The sequence below is a fragment of the Streptomyces sp. NPDC043176 genome, from assembly GCF_056436715.1.
In genome coordinates, this window is the sequence record NZ_JBWKCA010000039.1 from 15,310 (window position 1) to 28,763 (window position 13,454).

Genomic DNA, 13,454 nt, shown 5'->3' on the forward strand with positions numbered 1-13,454 from the left:
CCACACTCACGGTGTACGGAACTGGTCGTAGACGTCACGGCGGAAGTCGCCGGCGAGGGGCGCGGCGACGGCGGCCGCCGACAGGGCGACGGCGTCGCGCAGGATGTCCGGCCACGGGCGGCCGTCCAGGAGCCCTGCCGCGAGGGCGGCGACACACGCGTCGCCCGCGCCGGTCGGGTTGCCGCTGAGCCGGACGGGCGGCACGGCGTGGTGGCGCGCGTTCGGGGTGAGGACGTGCAGGCCCTTCGGGCCGTCGGAGGCGACGACCGTCCGGGCTCCGCGTGCCTGGAGTTCGGCCGAAGCGTCGGCGAGGTCGGAGTTGCCGATGGCCTCGCGGATCTCCGCCGCGTTCGGCTTGATCACGTCGGGGCCAGCCGCCAGTGCGCCCAGCAGGGCGTCACCGCTGGTGTCGAGGACGGTGAGGGAGCCGGCTTCGCGGGCTGCCGTCACCAGCCTCGCGTAGGTGTCGTCCGGCAGGCCTGGTGGGAGGCTGCCTGCGAGAACCACGACCCGAGCCTGACCGGCCGGTTCGGCGAACCGCCGGGTGAACGCCTTCCAGGACGGCTGGTCGACGTGCGGCCCGCGCTCGTTGAACACGGTGGCGTCCCCACTGCGCTCGCAGACGACGGTGAGGGTCCTGCGGGACTCCCCCCGCACCGGGAGGAAGGCGTCCCGCAGACCGGCGGCGCGGAGCTCCTCACGAAAGGACCGGCCGGTGGTTCCTCCCACCAGGCCGGTGGCGAGTGCGGGGCGGCCCAGCGTCGTCAGAACGCGGGCCACGTTTGTGCCTTTGCCACCGGCGCGTTCGAAGGTCCGTTCGACGCGATGAGAGGTGTGCGGGGTGACCTCGTCGACGACGTACGTGACGTCCATGGCCGGGTTCAAGGTGACAGTGAGGATCACAGCGGACCTTCCACGTGATCGGTGAAGCCGGCCGTCACCGGAGCGCCGGTCGCCTCACAGGCGAGGAGACCCGCACCCATGCAGCCGGCCTGCGCTCCGAGCGCCGCTTGAACCGGTTCGGGTCGACGCTGACAGGTCGGACGACAGTCGACGGCGTCCCGGAGAGGGGCGAGGAGGAGGTCTCCGGCGTCGGAGAGGCCTGTGCCGAGGGCGACGAACAGCGCGTCGTCCACGCCCCCGGCGGCGCCGAGCCTGCTTTCCGCCAGGGGGCGCATGGTGTCATCCAGGACGGCGCCCTTCATCGACGTGCCGCCGACGTCCAGGGCGATCACGCACGCGCCGCTGTCGGTGTACTCAGCCATCCGCGCCGTCCAGGACGACCGAGCGGGTCAGGGCCCGCGGCCGGTCGGCGGCGGAGGCGGCCGCCCTGCGCCGGCAGTCCCGTCGGGTGGCGATCTCGCGCGTGGTCCGCGACGGGTACGCGGAGTCGTGTGAAGTGGTCATCGGTGTTGCTCTCCTTGGGAACGAGAGGCGGCCGGAGGAGTCGGGAGCTCGGCAGGGCGGTTCGCGGCGTGAGGCGCCCTCCGTACGGCGCGCCCTGGTCCGAGGTGCGGTGCGGTGCGGTGCGGTGCGCTGTGTGCGGATCAGTCGAAGGTCTCGACGAACTCTTCGCACGGCCCGAGGCGGGGTGCGTCGAGGAGGTCGACGTGCTCGCCGAAGTGGTCGAGCTCGAGGATCGTCAGGACGTTGGCTCCCCGCCGCAGCAGGGGCCGGGGGACGTACAGGGTCGTCTGGGGGCCGATGTTCCAGTAGCGGCCGAGCAGGGTGTCGTTGACCCAGACGAAGCCCTTTCCGAACCCGGGCAGGGCGAGGAAGGTGTCGGCCGGTTCCTCGACGTTCAGCTGTGCCGTGGCGATGCCGCGGTCGTCGGCGGGTTCGGTCGCGGCGACGGGTGTGAGGTCGTCGGCGGGTTCGGTCGCGGCGGCGGCGCGTATGAGGTGGTCGGCGGGCTCGGCCGCGGCGGCGCGTGTGAGGTCGTCGGCGGTCCACTCGTCCAGGGGCAGCGGGCGCATGGACCATCCGTGGATGAGTCGGCGCTCTACGCGGACGCCGCCGAGGATGCCCTTGCGCTGGCCGAGCAGCGGACCGTAGTTGATGCGTCCCTGGTTCTCCACGAGCAGCTCGAGTCGGACCGCGGCACCCGTTCCGGTGAGGGTGAAGGTCGAGGTCGGCTCGTCCAGGACGGTGACCAGGGTGCCGTCGAGGAAGACCTGGGCGCGGTCGTGGAGACCGGTGACCGTCACCTCGTGGGTCCCGGGCGGGATGCGGGGGTGTGCGGTGTAGAGCACGAGGCCGGAGGACTGTCCCAGCTCCTCGAAACTCAGCGGGCCGGTGCAGTGCAGGGGCGTCGAGACCGCGCCGAGTGCCTCCAGCAGCCCGGCCCCGCGTCGTATGCCCAGACTCATCGGCTCGAGCAGCGGCGGGTCGGCCGGCGGGTCGGGTACGGGACGGGAGGCGTACGGGGTGAGCTTGTCGCGCAGGGCGTGGAACTTGGGGGTGAGTGCCCCGTGTTCGGCTACGGGAGCGTCGGAGTCGTAGCTCGTGACGGTGGGCTGGAGGCGTGTTCCGTCGTGGTTGGCGCCTGCCCACAGTCCGAAGTTGGTGCCGCCGTGAGCCATGTAGAGACTGACCGAGCCGCCCTGCTCGAGGATGCCCTCCACGTCGGCGGCGGCGCTCTGCGGGGAGCGCACGTGGTGCCGCTCGCCCCAGTGGTCGAACCAGCCGTTCCAGAACTCGGCGCACAGGAAGGGTTCGCCGGAGCGGCGCGAGCGCAGCATCGCGGCTGCCTGATCGGGGCGTGATCCGAAGGTCGCCGCCGCCAGTTCGCCGGGGATGGTTCCGCCGTCGAGCATCAGCGGTGTCGGTCCGTCCGCGGTGAACAGCAGCTCGGTGATTCCTCGTGAGACCAGGGAGTCGCGGAGCCGGCGCAGGTAGACGGGGTCGTCGCCGTAGCTGCCGTACTCGTTCTCGACCTGCACGGCGACGACGGGTCCGCCGTGTGTGCTCTGACGGGCGGCGATGATCGGGATCAGGACGTCGAACCAGCGGCCCACCTCGTTGACGAAGTCCCGGTGGCTGCTTCTGGGGCGCATCCCGGGTCGGCCGGTCAGCCAGGCGGGCAGCCCCCCGTTGTCCCACTCGGCGCAGATGTACGGGCCCGGGCGGGCGATGACGTCCAGGCCGGTCTCCTGTGCGAGCCGGAGGAAGGCCGGCAGGTCGCGCCAGCCGTCGAAGCGGATGTCGCCGCGGCGACGCTCATGGAAGTTCCACGGCACGTAGGTGTCGACGGTGTTGAGTCCCAGCGCCGCGAGACGCTGGAGGCGGTCGGCCCACTGCTCGGGGTGGACGCGGAAGTAGTGCAGGGAGCCGGACAGGATGCGGTGCGGCTGTCCGGAGCGCGAGAACGCACCGTCGGCCCAGGTCAGAGCGGGAGGTGTCGGCACGTGCGCCGGCGCGGGGACGGGGACCGCGGGTGGGCCGGCGGTGGGATCGAACAGAGTCGTCACTTGACCGCTCCGGCGGTCATGCCCGCGCGCCAGAACCGCTGGAGCGAGAGGAAGGCGATCAGGAGCGGCGCGATGGACACCAGCGAACCGATGACGACTAGGGGCGGGGGCACGGCGACGTGGCTGGCGTTCCAACCGACGAGGCCGACCGTGACCGGCTGCAGCCGGTCGTCGCCCAGGACCATGGCGGGGAGGAGGTAGTTGTTCCAGATCTCCACGAACTGGAAGAGGAAGATCGTGACCAGGGCGGGCAGCATCATGCGCACCGCGATCGTACGGAAGACACGGAACTCCCCCGCGCCGTCGAGACGCCCGGCCTCGAGGACCTCGTCGGGCACGCTCTGTTCGGCGAAGACCCTGGCGAGGTAGACGCCGAAGGGGCTGACGACGCTCGGCAGCAGGACGGCGAGGGGACTGTCGATCAGGTGGACGCCCGAGAACATCAGGTAGAGCGGCAGCGTGAACAGCACCTTGGGCAGCAGGACGGCTGCCAGGACCAGGGAGAACAGCAGACCGCGGCCGGGGAAGTCGTACTTGGCGAGCGCGTATCCGGTGAGGGCGGACAGGACCGTGCCGATCAGCGCTCCCGCGCCGCAGTACACGACGCTGTTGAGCATCCAGCGCCAGAAGATGCCGTCGTCCTGGCTGCTGAGCCGGGCGATGTTGTCGAACAGGCCGAAGCCGTCGAACCACAGGCCGCTGCCTCCGAACTGCTCTCCGAAGGGTTTGGTCGCCGAGACGAGCAGCCACCACAGCGGGAAGAGGAAGTAGACCGCGGACAGACCCAGCAGGGCGAGCACGGTGACGCGGCTGGCGGGACTCGTCTCGCGCCGCGGCCGGATCCGGGCGGTGGAGGTGGGACTCGTCTCACGCCGCGGCCGGGTCGGGGCGGTGGGGGTGGGGATCACCGTGGTCATGCGTGGTCTCCTCGGCGGGTCAGCTTGAAGAAGGTGAGCGACACCGCGCCCACGGCGAGGGCGAGCAGGACCGACTGGGCCGCGGCGTAGGGGTAGTTGCCGGCCGCGACCGCGCTCTGTGCCGACATCAGCGGGGTGAACGCGGAGGAGATCGATCCGCCCGAGACCGGCTGCAGGACGGCCGGCTCGTTGTAGAGCTGGGCCGACCCGATGATCGAGAACACCGTGGTCAGCACCAGCGCGCCCCGCACGGCGGGGATCTTGACGCTCCAGGCGGTCCGCAGGGCGGAGGCCCCGTCCATCCGGGCGGCTTCCAGGACTTCGGCGGGGATGGACTGGAGGGCCGCGTAGATGATGATCATGTTGTAGCCGGCCCAGCTCCAGGTGACGATGTTGGCCACGGACCACAGCACGACGTCTTCGTCGAAGAAGGGGACGGTGACGGCGAGCGGTTCGAGCAGCCGGTTGAGCGGGCTGGACGTCGAGGAGTACATGAACGACCACACGAGTGCGGCACTGACACCGGGAATCGCGTAGGGGACGAAGCTCGTCAGGCGGAAGAAGCCCCGGCCTCGCGCGGACTTGGAGTCGATGAGCAGGGCCAACACCAGGGCGAGGCCCAGCATGAGCGGTACCTGTACGACTCCGAAGAGGGCGACGCGGCCGAGCGAGGCCGTGAACGAGCTGTCTTCCAGGGCCCGCGTGTAGTTGTCCAGGGGGGCGAAGACCTCCGTGGGCGCGGTCAGGCCCAGGCCGGAGCGGCGGATGGTGAAGAGGCTGCTGTGGGCCGCGTACAGGATCGGCGCGATGTACATGGCGACGAACAGGACGACGAAGGGCGCGCAGAAGAGCAGCGGGCCGAGCCGTCGGGGGTTCCCTGGGGGCTTCGTCTTGCGCGTCCGGTGGGGCGGGGCAGTGGCTGCCGGGCGCCGTGCGGGGGCGCGGTGCGCAACGGGTGCGTGGGTCACGGGTGTTCCTCACTGTGGCCGCCGCCGGCACGGTGACGGGACTCCTGGCGACGGTGGGACGGACGGGGCGGCGGCCGCCGGGCGGGGGCGGTCCCGCCCGGCGGGGCCTGTTCTACGGGGCGACGGCCAGGCCCTGCTTGCGCATCTCGGTCAGAGTGGTGTCCTGCGCGTGGCTCAGGGCCTGGGCGAAGGTGCCCTTGCCGGTCCATGCCTTGCCCAGGCCGTCGTTCAGGTCCGCGACCGTGCTGGGCATCAGCGGGCCCCAGGTCCACTCGGGGTCGACGTCGGGCGTGGCGGTGGCGAAGACGTCGTAGATCTGCTGCCCGCCGAAGTAGGGGTCGGCCTTCAGCTGCGGCAGGTAGAGGAGGTCGCTGGCGGCCGGGTAGAGCGACGCCTTCTCGATCAGCTTCCCGAAGGCGTCCTTGTCGGTGCTCAGCCAGTGGGCGAACTCCCAGGCCGCCGCCGTGTTCTTGCAGCCCTTGAGGACGGCGGTGGCGGATCCGCCGGCGTTGCCGACCTTCTTGTCGCCCTTCTCCCACTGCGGCATGGGGGCGACGGCCCACTGTCCGGCCGCCTGCTTGGCGCCGCCCTTGATGACGCCCGCCTGCCAGACCGCTCCGACGACCGTGGCGATGTCGCCGTTGCCCAGGCCGGTGTACCAGGCCTGGTCGTACATGGGGGCGCTGCTGATCAGTCCGTCCTTGACCAGGCCCTGCCAGTAATCGGCGACCTTCTTGTTCTCCGCGGAGGCCATGCTGACCTTCCACGCGTCGTTGTCGACGCCGAACCAGTCGGCCCCGGCCTGCCAGGCGAGACCGGCGTAGTCGTAGTCGAGGTAGGGCGAGGAGAGGAACCGCTTGGGGTCGGAGGCGTGGATCTTCTTGCCGGCCTCGCGGTACTCGGCCCAGGTGGTGGGGGGCTTGAGGCCGAGGGAGTCGAAGAGCTTCTTGTTGTAGAAGAGGGCCATCGGGCCGGTGTCGACCGGTGCTCCGTAGACGGCGCTGCCGAGGCTCACGGCGTTCCAGGCGGCGGACTGGTAGTCACGCTTGGAGGAGGAGGCGTGCTCCGCCACGTCCTCGAGAGCGCCCTGGGCGGCGAAGCTGGGCATGGTCTCGTACCCCACCTGCGCAAGACAGGGGGCGTTGCCGGCCTTCACGGCGTTCAGCATCTTCTGGTAGCCGCCCTTCGCGCCGGGCTGCACCGTCTGGTAGGTGACCTGGATGTCCGGGTGGCCGGCGTTGAACGCCTTCACGGCGTCCTCGTAACCAGGGGCCCATCCCCAGAATGTTATCGATGCCTTCCCGGTCGCGCCCGCGTCGGAGCCGGAGCCCGACGCCGAACCCGATCCGGAGCAGCCAGTGGCCGCGAGGGCAAGGGTGAGGGCACCCGCCACCCCAGCAAAACGGATGAATCTACGCTTCACAGCTCCTCCTGAGTGCCGTGGCAGGCAACGGGGACGTCCTGCACGGGGCCGCCAGCCCAGTACCGGAGCACCGATCGCACGATGCGTCCGACGGGTGTCGGTGGCCGAAACTATGACAGAGAATGTTATCGATGCCAATAGTTGTGATCGGACGGCGTCCTGCCGCGCGAAACTGCACGTGAGCGGGGATGTGGGCGATATCATCGGCAGGGGCTGATCACGAGGAAGGGGTCTCATGGGGAAGCGCGGTGACACCACCACCGGGACGCGCCCGCCGGGCATGGCGGACGTCGCGCGAGTCGCGGGCGTGTCCGCCCAGACCGTCTCGCGGGCGCTGGCCGGGCACCCCAACGTGCAGGAGAAGACCCGTGCGAAGGTGCTGGCCGCAGTGGACCAACTCGGCTACCGGCGCAACAACGCCGCCCGGATGCTCTCCTCCGGCCGCAGCCGCACCATCGGCGTCGTCACCCTCCAGACGAGCTTCTACTCCCGGGCCGCCGTCACCTCGGGCATCGAGAACGCGGCCCGTGAGGCGGGTTACGCGGTCAGCACCGCCACCACCACCTCGCTGGACACCTCCGCCATCGAGAACGCGCTGTCCCGGCTCGCCGACCAGGACGTGGAAGGGGTCATCCTGTCGGTGCCCCTGATCCACACCAGCAGCCGCATCGAGCAGCTCACCCGGTCCACCCCCACCGTCACCATCGACGGATCGCGCACCGACACCACAGAGGTGCTCGCCCTCGATCAGGCCGAGGCCGCCCGGATCGCCACCCAGCACCTCCTCGACCTCGGCCACGAGACGGTCTGGCACATCGCCGGCCCCGCCGAATGGCTCGAATCGGCACAGCGTCGCGACGGATGGCAGGCCGCCCTCGAAGCCGCGGGCCGCCCGGTGCCGCCTCCGCTCGAGGGCGACTGGTCACCGGCCTCCGGGTACCGCAACGGCCTCGTCCTCGCCCGGATCCCCGACGTCACCGCCATCTTCGTCGCCAGCGACGAGATGGCGTTCGGCGTGATCCGAGCCCTGCACGAGGCCGGACGACGCGTCCCGGACGACATCTCCGTCGTCGGATTCGACGACATCGAGCTCGCCGAGTACTGCTCGCCCTCCCTCACCACCATCGCCCAGCCGTTCCAGCACATGGGCGCCCTCGCCGTCACCCACCTGCTCCGCCAGATCGAGGCACCCGGCGCACTGCCCGAACCCCGCTCCGTCGAACCCCACCTCATCGTGCGCGCCAGCACGGCCCCGGTACCCGGCCGCTGACCGTCCGGGTGCGGCAGATGCCGAACCGTGCAGGGGGCGGAGGGACGCGGGCGGGCGCGTTGACGCGGCACGCACAGAGCCGGTCGATGCGATACCCGCCTATCGAGGTGAAGCCCGGCGAGTAGCCGGGGAAGGGAAGCTTGCGCTACGCCGCTTCGTACGCGTGCTCCCTGCCGCCGCGCCACTCCACCCACTGGGGATCGTCGAGAACCCTCCCGGCATCCGGCAGTCCGGTACGCCGCAGGAACTCGATGAGGTCCCGATCCTCATGAGCCAGCCCCAGAATCTCGCCGCGCGCGGTGACACGGCGACCTCCGCTCGGGGACGGAGGGTGAACGACGATCGGCGCTCCCATGCTCGGCGAATGCCCGCCCTTCCCTGAAGTACACAGTGCGCCGGAGCACCGTGCCGGCCGCGCGGCGCGGCTGGCGCTCCTGTCGGCAGCCGAACGCCTGCCGGAGTCCCGACTCGCCGCTCGCGTGCTCAGGGTGCTCGTCGGTGTGGATCGGTCGCCGGCCCGAAGAGGCTCGATGCCCGCCCCGACCGGCTCACAGGGCCTGGGCCGGTCAGTGGTCGCGGGTGGCGGAAAGGCCCGCGGGGAACGGGGTGTTCCGTCCGCTGTCCCAGTACTCCCCCGGGGGGCATGCCCTTTCTGCGGCCGGAAGGGTGGACAGGACCCAGACCGGTGTGGTCATGCCTGCCGCCTGGGCGGCGGCTTCGTAGACGGCGGTGTCCAACGGGCCATGGACAAGGGGATCTCGGCGCCGGGGGCCAGAAACGCGATGCGCAGGCCGTGCCGGGTCGGGGCGTCCTGGGCGGTGTGGGCGGTCAGTCCGTAGGGAGTAGTCGATCGGGCCCGTGGACGTCGGCCCGTTCGCGGCGAAGCGGAACGGTCGGCAGTGGAGAGTCTCGGATGAACTGCATTTGCTGTTCCAGCCGTTGTTGCCTGTCATGGCACCGAAGCTGGTGGCCGGACTGCTGCGGGGCAAGGAACACCCATCGGCCAAGCGGGCTTTGCGTAGCGGCTGTGCGGACTGTCATGCCATTCTTCGAGCGGCCGCGCACTGCTCCCACCGGAGGTGGATGTGGCACTCCTTCCCGACATCACGGGCTTCTACGGCCGCGGCGACGAGGCGGCCCGCCTCACCTCCGGGCGCACCATCGGGGCGATCGAGTTGATACGGACCCAGGAGATTCTGCGCGCGCATCTTCCGCCCCCGCCCGCGTCCGTCCTGGATGTAGGCGGGGGTCCGGGAGTGCATGCTCAATGGCTTGCCGACAGCGGATACCAGGTGCTCGTTGTCGATGCCGTGGAGCAGCATGTGCTGCAGGCCCGCGGCCAGGGTCTGGATGCCTGCGTGGGAGACGCGCGGGACCTTGGGCAGGCGACCGATTCCTTCGACGTCGTGCTCGTGCTGGGGCCCCTCTACCATCTGCCGGACAGCGGCGGGCGCACCCGCGCCTGGCGCGAGGCCCACCGGGTCGTCAAGCCCGGTGGCCTGGTCGCCGCGGCCGCACTCAACCGCTACGCCAAGCTCCTGGACCTCGGCTCGCACAGCGCTCTGGAGATCGCGTCCACCGGACTGCGCGTACGTCCGGACGGTCCCACCACCTACTACCACGACCCTTCGGAACTCCGCGCCGAAGCACAGCAGACGGGGTTCGACGACCTCACGGTCTATGGCGTTCACGGGCCCGCCTACGAGGCGCTGAGAGCCGAAGAGCGCCGGACGGGACACGGGGACCTGGGCGAGGAGGCGCTCGAAACCGCCCTCGCTGCTGCACGGTTCGCCGACGGCCACCCGCATCTCATCGTGTCCAGCCTTCACCTGCTCGCCGTTGCGCGCAGACCGCACACGGCCTCGGAGGCGAGCCGACGGGCTCCCAGGAACGGGCTCGCCTGACCAGACCGCCGGGCCAGCCAGCCGGCCGTGACGAGGGCTGTAGAGGATTCTCGGCGCTCATCAGGTCGTCGAGAGTCCGGGCAGGCCGGGCAGTCCGGGCGGGCTGGGCGGGCTGGGCGGTCTGGGCGGCGACCGCATCAGCCAAGTCCCGGCCCGCGTCCTCGGCACACCGATGAACGGCGTCGCCCCAGTTGTGTACGGATGAAAGGTCCGCGGACGGCCCGCGAGGCCCGCCTACGCGCACCGGCGCGACAGCCGAGGAGTTGCGCGCGGGCCGAGACCATGTGCGAGCCTCTCAGCCCGAGCCCGGAAATGGGTACCCGGCTCGGCATGACGCGGACGGTGATCCCCGGGATCGGTGGCTTACTGCCTGTCGACGGCGTCGGTCACATCCTGCCAGTTGTCCAGGTCCGCGATGCGCGCCTCCAAAGCGTCGCGCGTGCCCGTCGCGCTGGAGGCGCCAAGGGCCAGGCGCAGTGGGGGGTTGGGGTTGTCGACAGCGGTCCGGATGCCTTCGGCGATCCGTGCCGCGGCGGAGAAGGCGGTCGCCGGCAGCTCGCCGATGCCCTTCTGCACCTCGCGGACGGTCTGGTCGTAGTCGTCCAGGCCGGCTGCGACGTCGAGGTTGGCGAGGAAGGGTGTCGCGGTCAGCCCGGGCTGGATGAGCGTGACCTTGATGCCGAGCGGTGCGACCTCGGCCGCGAGCGCCTCGGACAGCCCCTCGACGGCGTGCTTGGTGGCAGCGAGCAGACCCACGCCGGGGTGGGCGGACTGTCCGTAGACCGACGAGCCTTGGAGGAGGTGTCCGGACCGCTGGGCGCGGAGTACCGGCAGCGTCGCCCGGAGCACGTTGAGCACTCCGAAGACGTTGGTGTCGAACACGGCACGGACCTGCGTGTCCGAGGCCTCCTCCACGGCTCCGAACAGTCCGTATCCCGCGTTGTTGGCCACGACGTCGATACGGCCGAACCGCGCGAGCGCGCCTTGTACGGCGTCTCGGACGGCTCGCTCGTCGCGTACGTCCGCGTTGACGAGGAGCAGGCGCTCACCGTGCGATTGCGCCAGTTCGTCCAGGGCGGAGGTGTCGCGGGCGAGGGCCGCGACGGTGTCGCCGTTCTCCAGTGCCTGGAGCGTCAGTTCGTGGCCGATGCCGGACGACGCGCCGGTGATCAGCCATGTGCGGGAAGGGTTCCGGTCGTTCAACGTCTCGTTCATGTTGCGACCGTAAGCCGTTAGGTCGCAACACGTCAATCGCCATCGACTGATGGGTTGCCTGCTATACGAGTTAGCAACACTCGCACCTTGATGTACTGTGGCAGGATGACCGCAGTGGCAGACGAATCCCCTGACCCCGGCCCGCGCACCGTCCCGCCGACGGTGGAGACCGTCCTCGCGTTCGTGAACACGCGCGCGGACGGATCCGGCCGCCAAGAGCTGTTCGGGAGCGGGGACTCGTTCGCGGCGTGGCTGGCGGGGCGCGACGAGTTCGGTAGCGACACCGTGGTGACCGACGCCGACGCGGCGGTCGCGCGCGAACTGCGCGACGCCCTGGTGACCGTGCTGCTCGCACACTCGGGCGATCAGGAAAGCCTCGGTGAGCCGCTGCTGCGTGCCGAGCGGCACCTGCGACGCGTGGGATCGCTCTACCCACTGGCGACGGTCGTCACGGCCGGCGGCGTAAAACTGGCCTCACCGCAGGCGGGGGTGCCGCACGTGTTCGGAACCGTACTGGCCGCCGTGACCACGTTCGCGCAGAGCAGCGACTGGGGACGCATCAAGGCGTGCCGTAACCCCCCATGCCACTTCGGCTTCCTCGACCGCACCCGGAACGGAGCCGGGCTCTACTGCAGCACCGGCTGCGGCTCCCAGGTGTCCATGCGCAAGCACCGCCAACGGCAGCGACACGGCACGGGTGTGTCGTCCGAGGCGTGACACCGCCCTTCCAGCGCGGGAAGGCGATCCCCCCACCGACGAGCACAAGGGCCACGACCCCGGTCCGGCCGGCGCCTACCGGGGCCCGGCACTCACCGAGCGCGTGGAGCGCCGAGCGCACAACCGAGGTCGGCGGACGGCCACACCGACTCCGCCACCCGCAAGCCGAAGACGACGATCGGTCACTCCGAACTACCGGGGTCTGCTCCGCGGTCCTGATGACACCAGGTAAGCAACGTCACTTGGCGGCCCTTGGCCTCACGCGTGACAGGCTTGTCGTCGGTGAGCCGGAAGCCGGTCGCGCGGGCGACGGCCGCACTGGGGGCGTTCCCCGCTTCGATGCGCAGCAGCACACGTCGTGCGCCCAGCCGGCGACGGGCGTAGTCGGTCACCAGCGTGACGGCACGTGAGGCCAGGCCCTGCCGCCGGTGCCGGCTGCCGACGCCGTAAGCGAGCTCCACATCGCGCGCGTCGAGTCCGCAGCGGAAGAGGAGGACCTCGCCACAGGGCTGCTCACCGTCGGTGGTGATGGCCAGCTGCGCCGTCTTGCGGCCTTCCTCGCGGCCTTCGAAGGCCTTGGCCAGGTACTGTTCCGCCGCTGTCGAGTCGAACGGCGAGGGCACCGGAGTCCATCGGTCGATCTCGGGATCGTCATAGAGCTCGACCAACGCCGACAGATCGGCCTCGGTCCATTCCCTCAGCAGGACCCCTCCTCCTGACAAACGAATGCTTGATGGCAGAACGATCTCTCGCGGGCTGGACATGTCCTCGATCCTGCCTTGTCCGAACGTCGAAAGGTTGCTTGGCACGGGATCCTGTCAGCCCGACAGGGGCCGGCGCGGCGGTGGCACCGCCCGCAGCAGCTCCCACAAAGGGCGTGATCCGCTCGCCCAGTCGCCCAGCAGGGTGCGGTCGACCAGGTGGAGGCGCTGGGAGCGGGCGAATTCGACGGCCGGCTTCGAGAACCTGCCGTTGGTGACGAGTACGACGACATCGCCCTGGTGGACCGGTCGGCCGGTGCCGTTGAGGACCTGGAGATCCGGGCTGCCCACCGCGGCGCCGGACAGGCCGGCCCGGCGGTGCTTGCACTGGATCACCCAGCGGCGTCCGTAGGGGTCGGTGGCCTTCACGTCGGCGCCGTTGTCCCCAGCGCCACCGACCTGCACCGCGTCCGTGCACCCGTCGCGCCGCATGAGGTCCCGTACCGCGTGCTCGAACTGCCGGTGATGCAGCGCGTCCAGCTGTGTCAGCGCGTACCGCAGGCCCTGGGAGCGCACCCGCTCCCACTGCGCGGCTCGCCGCCGGCCTGCCGCCCGGGTCGCTGCCGCCGCGCCCACGAGCAGCACCAGGACGACCGGAACCCAGGGATGTGCCCGTAGGAAGTCCACCACCGCCGCGAGGACAGCCCCCGCGATGACCAAGCCGCCGACGATGAGGAGGAGCTGTTCGGTGCCGTCGGCCTTTCGTGACCGCCGCCGGGTCGGGCGCCGGCTCACCGCCCGTCTCCGTTGCGGTCCCACTTGATCGGGTACGACACGGTCGGCACCGGACGCGGTGCGGTCTCCGTCCA

At 70.6% G+C, this 13,454-nt stretch carries 14 protein-coding genes; 3 read left to right on the forward strand and 11 right to left on the reverse strand.

The features are described from left to right. Window positions 1–6: 6 nt before the first annotated feature. The 7 genes from AC067A_RS35760 to AC067A_RS35790 all read right to left on the reverse strand — a co-directional run bounded on the left by AC067A_RS35760 (window position 7) and on the right by AC067A_RS35790 (window position 6,607). A complete protein-coding gene (locus AC067A_RS35760; protein ID WP_479247547.1) occupies window positions 7–903 on the reverse strand; it encodes a 1-phosphofructokinase family hexose kinase in 897 nt (298 codons plus the stop codon). Then, window positions 900–1,265 carry a hypothetical protein gene (locus tag AC067A_RS35765; RefSeq protein WP_479247548.1) on the reverse strand — a complete coding sequence of 122 codons (366 nt, stop codon included), beginning with the start codon at window positions 1,263–1,265 and terminating at the stop codon, window positions 900–902. Before AC067A_RS35765 ends, AC067A_RS35760 begins: the two co-directional genes overlap by 4 nt. Next, window positions 1,258–1,407 carry a hypothetical protein gene (locus AC067A_RS35770; RefSeq protein WP_479247550.1) on the reverse strand — a complete coding sequence of 50 codons (150 nt, stop codon included), beginning with the start codon at window positions 1,405–1,407 and terminating at the stop codon, window positions 1,258–1,260. The genes AC067A_RS35765 and AC067A_RS35770 overlap by 8 nt, the downstream gene beginning before the upstream one ends. Window positions 1,408–1,547: 140 nt before the next feature. After that, the gene (locus tag AC067A_RS35775) at window positions 1,548–3,407 is read right to left on the reverse strand and encodes a glycoside hydrolase family 35 protein (RefSeq protein ID WP_479247589.1); all 1,860 of its coding nucleotides are present in this window, start codon (window positions 3,405–3,407) and stop codon (window positions 1,548–1,550) included. A 59-nt stretch (window positions 3,408–3,466) separates the two neighbouring features. Beyond that, entirely contained in the window at window positions 3,467–4,387 is a 921-nt protein-coding gene (locus AC067A_RS35780) for a carbohydrate ABC transporter permease (protein WP_479247551.1), read from the reverse strand. Beyond that, a complete protein-coding gene (locus AC067A_RS35785; RefSeq protein ID WP_479247553.1) occupies window positions 4,384–5,355 on the reverse strand; it encodes a carbohydrate ABC transporter permease in 972 nt (323 codons plus the stop codon). The genes AC067A_RS35780 and AC067A_RS35785 overlap by 4 nt, the downstream gene beginning before the upstream one ends. A 112-nt stretch (window positions 5,356–5,467) precedes the next feature. Continuing rightward, the gene (locus AC067A_RS35790) at window positions 5,468–6,607 is read right to left on the reverse strand and encodes an ABC transporter substrate-binding protein (protein ID WP_479247554.1); all 1,140 of its coding nucleotides are present in this window, start codon (window positions 6,605–6,607) and stop codon (window positions 5,468–5,470) included. A gap of 406 nt (window positions 6,608–7,013) precedes the next feature. Here AC067A_RS35790 and AC067A_RS35795 point away from each other — a divergent pair, with 406 nt between their 5' ends. Then, window positions 7,014–8,048: a LacI family DNA-binding transcriptional regulator gene (locus AC067A_RS35795; RefSeq protein WP_479247555.1), complete on the forward strand. Its 1,035-nt coding sequence runs from the start codon at window positions 7,014–7,016 to the stop codon at window positions 8,046–8,048. Between the two features lie 145 nt (window positions 8,049–8,193). Here AC067A_RS35795 and AC067A_RS35800 read toward each other — a convergent pair whose 3' ends face one another. Further along, window positions 8,194–8,403, reverse strand: a complete 210-nt coding sequence (locus AC067A_RS35800) for a hypothetical protein (RefSeq protein ID WP_479247556.1) — start codon at window positions 8,401–8,403, stop codon at window positions 8,194–8,196. Between the two features lie 730 nt (window positions 8,404–9,133). On the opposite strand from AC067A_RS35800, the gene AC067A_RS35805 reads away from it, so the two are divergent. Next, on the forward strand, window positions 9,134–9,952 hold the full coding sequence (locus tag AC067A_RS35805; RefSeq protein ID WP_479247557.1) for a class I SAM-dependent methyltransferase: 819 nt from the start codon (window positions 9,134–9,136) through the stop codon (window positions 9,950–9,952). A gap of 363 nt (window positions 9,953–10,315) precedes the next feature. Here AC067A_RS35805 and AC067A_RS35810 read toward each other — a convergent pair whose 3' ends face one another. After that, window positions 10,316–11,167 (reverse strand): SDR family NAD(P)-dependent oxidoreductase, encoded by an 852-nt coding sequence (locus AC067A_RS35810; RefSeq protein ID WP_479247559.1) that lies wholly within the window; start codon window positions 11,165–11,167, stop codon window positions 10,316–10,318. Between the two features lie 105 nt (window positions 11,168–11,272). On the opposite strand from AC067A_RS35810, the gene AC067A_RS35815 reads away from it, so the two are divergent. Beyond that, window positions 11,273–11,884 carry a CGNR zinc finger domain-containing protein gene (locus tag AC067A_RS35815; protein ID WP_479247561.1) on the forward strand — a complete coding sequence of 204 codons (612 nt, stop codon included), beginning with the start codon at window positions 11,273–11,275 and terminating at the stop codon, window positions 11,882–11,884. 182 nt (window positions 11,885–12,066) lie between these two features. On the opposite strand, the gene AC067A_RS35820 is transcribed toward AC067A_RS35815, so the two are convergent. Together AC067A_RS35820 and AC067A_RS35825 are read right to left on the reverse strand one after the other, a co-directional pair. Further along, window positions 12,067–12,648, reverse strand: coding sequence for a GNAT family N-acetyltransferase (locus AC067A_RS35820; protein WP_479247563.1), 582 nt, complete (start codon window positions 12,646–12,648; stop codon window positions 12,067–12,069). A gap of 54 nt (window positions 12,649–12,702) precedes the next feature. Beyond that, window positions 12,703–13,380, reverse strand: a complete 678-nt coding sequence (locus AC067A_RS35825; RefSeq protein ID WP_479247565.1) for a restriction endonuclease — start codon at window positions 13,378–13,380, stop codon at window positions 12,703–12,705. Window positions 13,381–13,454: the final 74 nt, after the last annotated feature.